Raw genomic sequence first — 4255 nt, forward strand, 5'->3', positions numbered from 1 at the left:
GCGCCGGGCCCGCTCCTGCCGCTCGGCCCGCTCGCGCCGCTCCTGCCGCATCCGCCGCGCCCACTCCCGCGCCGCCGCCTCCCCCAGCGCCGCCGCCAGGAGCGGGGCGGTGCTCGCGCGGGCCAGCAGGAAGCGGCGGTTGGTGATCTGCTCGGGGCGCCAGTGGTGTTTGTACGGTTCGTCGCCGCGCAGCAGGCTCAAGGTGCGCGGGTGCTCGCCCGAGGTGTGCCGGGTGCAGGCGTCGAGCAGCATCGTGGCGACGTCCACCTTGCGTTCCCGCAGGTGGGGATGGGCGCCGTAGAGGTAACCGCCCGCGAGCCGCGCCGAAAGGAGTGTCAGGTCGGCGGCGAGCACCTCGTCGTCGACGCGGAACTCCGTCACCACCGCGTCGCCCGCCGCGACCATGGGCCGCACCGAGCGCAGCAGATGCTCGCGGAACCGCGGCCGCAGGTGCTCTGACGTCACCTTCCGTCCCTGCCACTGGAGTTGGTGCAGCCGCAGCAGCGTGCCCAGGGACCTCTCCACCTCGTCGGCGGGTACGACACGGGCCCGCACGCCGGCCGCGGTGAGCTTGCGCAGCTTGGCGCGGGCGCGCTGGGCCGTCGTCGAGGGCAGCCGCTTCAGGAGCTCGTCGACGGGCAGCGGGGGCAGTTCGAGGCAGCGGGAGTCGGCGAGTTGGCGGCGCGGGCCGCGCCACCGCTCGTACACGCTCTCCACGCAGGAGCCGGGACGCGCCTCGCGGAAGTCGATCAGGGCGGTGCGGGCGAGCCCGCGCAGGCCCTCGGTCAGCGCGTCCGCCGCGCGGTCGCGGTGCCCGGCGTCGAGCAGCACGTCCGCGAAGTCCGAGATCGCGCCGCCCAGGGGCCGCAGCGCCGGTACGGGGCCGTGCACCCGCGTCAGCGGCGCCGCCGCGATCAGTTCGCCGCCGTGGCGCACCAGCAGCACCCGCAGCCGCCCCGGTCTGCCGTACGACCGCCACCACGAGGTGAGCCACGCGTGGCTCTGGAACGGGGTCGCCTCGCCGCAGGCCCGGTACAGCCGCCCCCACGGGCCGGCGAGGGACGCGAACTCGGCCTCGTCCACGCAGAGTCCGACGGTGGTCGTCATTCGGCGCCCCGGGTCCCGGAGGGGGCCGGACCCGGCACGGCGGCACCGGGCGGTGCGGGCCGGGCGCCGGCGCGGGGGCGCACCAGGAGCGTGAGGCCGCCGAGCAGTCCGCCCGCGCACAGGCCGACCAGCGTGGTCACGGGTGTGGAGAGCGTGGAGGGCGCGGTCGGCTCGACCGCGCGCGAGAACGGCAGGAGCTTGACCTGGGTGCTGCGCTTGGTGTGGTCGGCGCTCGTGGTCAGGGCGCGGGCGACCGCGTTCGCGAGGGTGGCGGCGTCGTCGGGGCGGGTGGCCGAGGCGGCGACGGAGATCATGGGGGCGTCGGGGGACGTCGCCACCTTGACGCGGTTCTGCAGCTCGGTGGGCGACACCCGCGCGGCGACCTGCGCGTCGCCGAGGACGGCCAGCTGCGTGGCGACCCTGCCGTACGCCTGCGCGAAGCCGAGGGCCGTGGCGGGGTCGGTCTTGGCCTGCGGCACGGCGACGACGTAGCTCGTGGCGGTGTACTCCGGCGTGTGCAGCAGCCCGTACGTCCCGCCCGCGAGGGCGCCCAGGGCGGCACAGGCGGGCAGGACGGTCCAGCGGGGCAGCCGGGTGAGGGGGGCGAGGCGGGTGAAGAGGGGGCGCAGGTGGTGCAGGGGGTTTCGGGGCGGGGCCTCGCCGGGGGTGCTCGGCGTACCGTTCGGCGGCGTAGCGGGTGTGCCGGACGTGCCAGGGGTACCAGGGGTACCAGGCGTACCAGGCGTACCAGGCGTACTGCGCGACGTACCGTCGCCGGGCGGGCCGGACTTCGTGGGCGAGGGGGCGCGCGAAGGGGCTCTCATCGGGGGTTCACCTCCTGGTTCGGGCCGGAGAGCGCGGACGCGTAGACGTCCATCAGCCGACCGGCGCTGCGGGTGATGTCGTAGTGCCGCACCGCGGCCGGTGCGGTGCGGTGCGGCGGTGGGCCGGCCTGGCGCAGGCCGTAGAGGACCTGCGCGAAGGCGTCGGGATCGCTTTCGCAGTACGCGGAGTTCGTGCGCTCGCCCCGGGGCAGGCCCTCGATGGCGGGGCAGGACGCGTACAGCACGGGCAGCCCGCTGGCCAGGCCCTCCACCAGCGCGAGGCCGAACGCCTCCTCCGGGGACGGCGAGGCCAGCGTGTCCATGGCGGCGAGGAGGGACGGCAGATGCGCGGCGGCCCAGCCGTCGCCCCCGCCGCTCCCGCCGCCCTCCCTGCTTCCACCACTTCCGCCACTCTCGTCACTCCCGGCGCCGCCCCCGTCGACTCCGTCCTCGTGCGTGGTCTCGCCCGCGAACCGCACCCGGTCGGCGATGCCGAGCCGCGCGGCGAGACGGCGAAGGCCCGCCTCCTGGGGCCCGGCGCCGACCAGCAGGACCCGTACGTCGGACGGGAGTTGGGCCGCGGCGCGCAGGAGGACGTCGAAGCGTTTGCCCTCGGTGAGGCGGCCGACCCCGCCCACGACGAACGCGTCCTCGGGCAGGCCCAGTTGGGCGCGGGCCGCCGCGCGGGCGGCCGGGTCGAAGCGGAAGCGGGCGGCGTCGATGCCGTTGGGCACCACCCGGATGCGCTGCCACGGCACGCCCCACCGGTGCAGGCGGGCGCCGACGGCCGGGGAGACGGCGACGGTGACGCGGCCGAGCCGCTCCCCGGCGAGGTAGAGGGCCCGGACGCCGGGGGTCAGCGGGCGGCCCTCCATCTGCGAGTCGCCCAGGGAGTGTTCGGTGGCGACGACCGCGCGCACCCCGGCGGCGCGGGCGGCGATCCGGCCGTAGAGGCAGGCGCGGTAGAGGTGGGTGTGGACGACGTCGTAGCGGCCCGCGCGGATCTGCCGGACCAGGCGGGGCAGGGCGGTGACGTCCCGGTTGCCGGCCATGCCGAGGTCGGTGACGCGCGTACCGTCGGCGGTGATGCCGCGGGCGACGCTGCCCGCGTTGGTGAGGGTGAGGACGTCACAGGTGGCGGGCACATGGCGGAGCAGCAGCCGCAGTTGCTGCTCGGCGCCGCCCATGCCGAGCCCGGTGATGACGTGCAGGACCCTCACGTGGTCACCGCCGCCGGGCGCAGGGTGCGGCCGCGCGGCCCGCCCGTGGCCTGCTTCAGCCGCAGCCGCCACGCCGTGTCCTGCTGGCCGACGTGGATCCGGGGGAGCGCGAGGGGGCCGGTGAGCGGGCCGGGGGCGATGGCGCAGGCGTACGCGTACCCGGCCGCGCGCACGGCGTCGAGCACGCGCGGGTCCGCGTGGCCGTACGGGTAGCAGAATCCGCGTACGTCACCTCCGGTCAGGTCGGCCAGGGCGGCCCGGCTGTCCGCGACCTCGCGGCGCAGGGTGGGGCCGTCGGCCCGGGTGAGGTCGACGTGGGTGAGGCCGTGCGAGGCGACCTCCATGCCGTGTCCGGCGGCGCGCCGGACGCCGTCGGCGTCGAGGAGGGGCTTGCGGGGGCCGAGCGGGTCCCAGGCGTTGTCGCCGCCGAGCCGGCCGGGCAGTACGAAGACGGTGGCGGTGCAGTCGTGGTGGTGCAGCAGGGGCACCGCGTGGTCGAGGAAGTCCCGGTACCCGTCGTCGAAGGTGAGCCCGACCAGGCCGCGCCCCCGCCCCCGCGCGCAGGCGTCCAGGAGCCGCTCCATCGAGACGCCGCGCAGGCCCCGCCGGCGCAGCCAGTCCAACTGCGCGTCGAGGCGCTCCGGCGAGACGGTGATGTTGTACGGGTCGTCGGCGGGGTCGGCCACGGAGTGGTACATCGCGACCCAGGGGGCCGCGTCGGCCGTGCGGGGCGGGGCTTTGCGGGGCGGGGCCTTGCGGGGTGGGGGCGTCGTCCCGGTGAGGTGGGCGCAGTGGGGGGCGGCCTTGAGGCAGGGATCGGGGCGGGGGCCGGTGTGGGCGGGGGCGCCTTGCGGGCCCGGCCCGACGGCGGAGCCGGGCGGGGTGCGGGCGCCCGCCTCGGCGGGCTCACCGGACGGCGTGGGGTCAACTGTCATGGCGTCTGGGGTCAACTGTCATGGCGTCGTCGCTTTCGTGTGACGGAGCGAAGGGCACGGGCGCGAAGGACACGGGCGCGCAGAGCAGGGCCGCGCAGGGCACGGGCGCGCACGGCGCCGACGCGCGGGTGAGCCCGCAGCGCCGCACACCGGCGCAGCACGGCCCCCG

At 76.9% G+C, this 4255-nt stretch carries 4 protein-coding genes; all 4 read right to left on the minus strand.

Annotated features, from left to right (window positions below; genetic code table 11):
- On the minus strand, positions 1–1107 hold a 1107-nt coding region (locus STRAU_RS20665), incomplete at its 3' end, for a GNAT family N-acetyltransferase (protein ID WP_037660797.1).
- Positions 1104–1745: a YveK family protein gene (locus STRAU_RS20670; protein ID WP_063890368.1), complete on the minus strand. Its 642-nt coding sequence runs from the start codon at positions 1743–1745 to the stop codon at positions 1104–1106. The genes STRAU_RS20665 and STRAU_RS20670, both read right to left, overlap by 4 nt.
- A gap of 182 nt (positions 1746–1927) precedes the next feature.
- Positions 1928–3151 (minus strand): glycosyltransferase, encoded by a 1224-nt coding sequence (locus tag STRAU_RS20675; protein WP_016642319.1) that lies wholly within the window; start codon positions 3149–3151, stop codon positions 1928–1930.
- Positions 3148–4086, minus strand: coding sequence for a polysaccharide deacetylase family protein (locus STRAU_RS20680; protein WP_310592262.1), 939 nt, complete (start codon positions 4084–4086; stop codon positions 3148–3150). Before STRAU_RS20680 ends, STRAU_RS20675 begins: the two co-directional genes overlap by 4 nt.
- Positions 4087–4255: the final 169 nt, after the last annotated feature.

This window comes from Streptomyces aurantiacus JA 4570, assembly GCF_000414115.1.
Lineage (GTDB): Bacteria > Actinomycetota > Actinomycetes > Streptomycetales > Streptomycetaceae > Streptomyces > Streptomyces aurantiacus_A.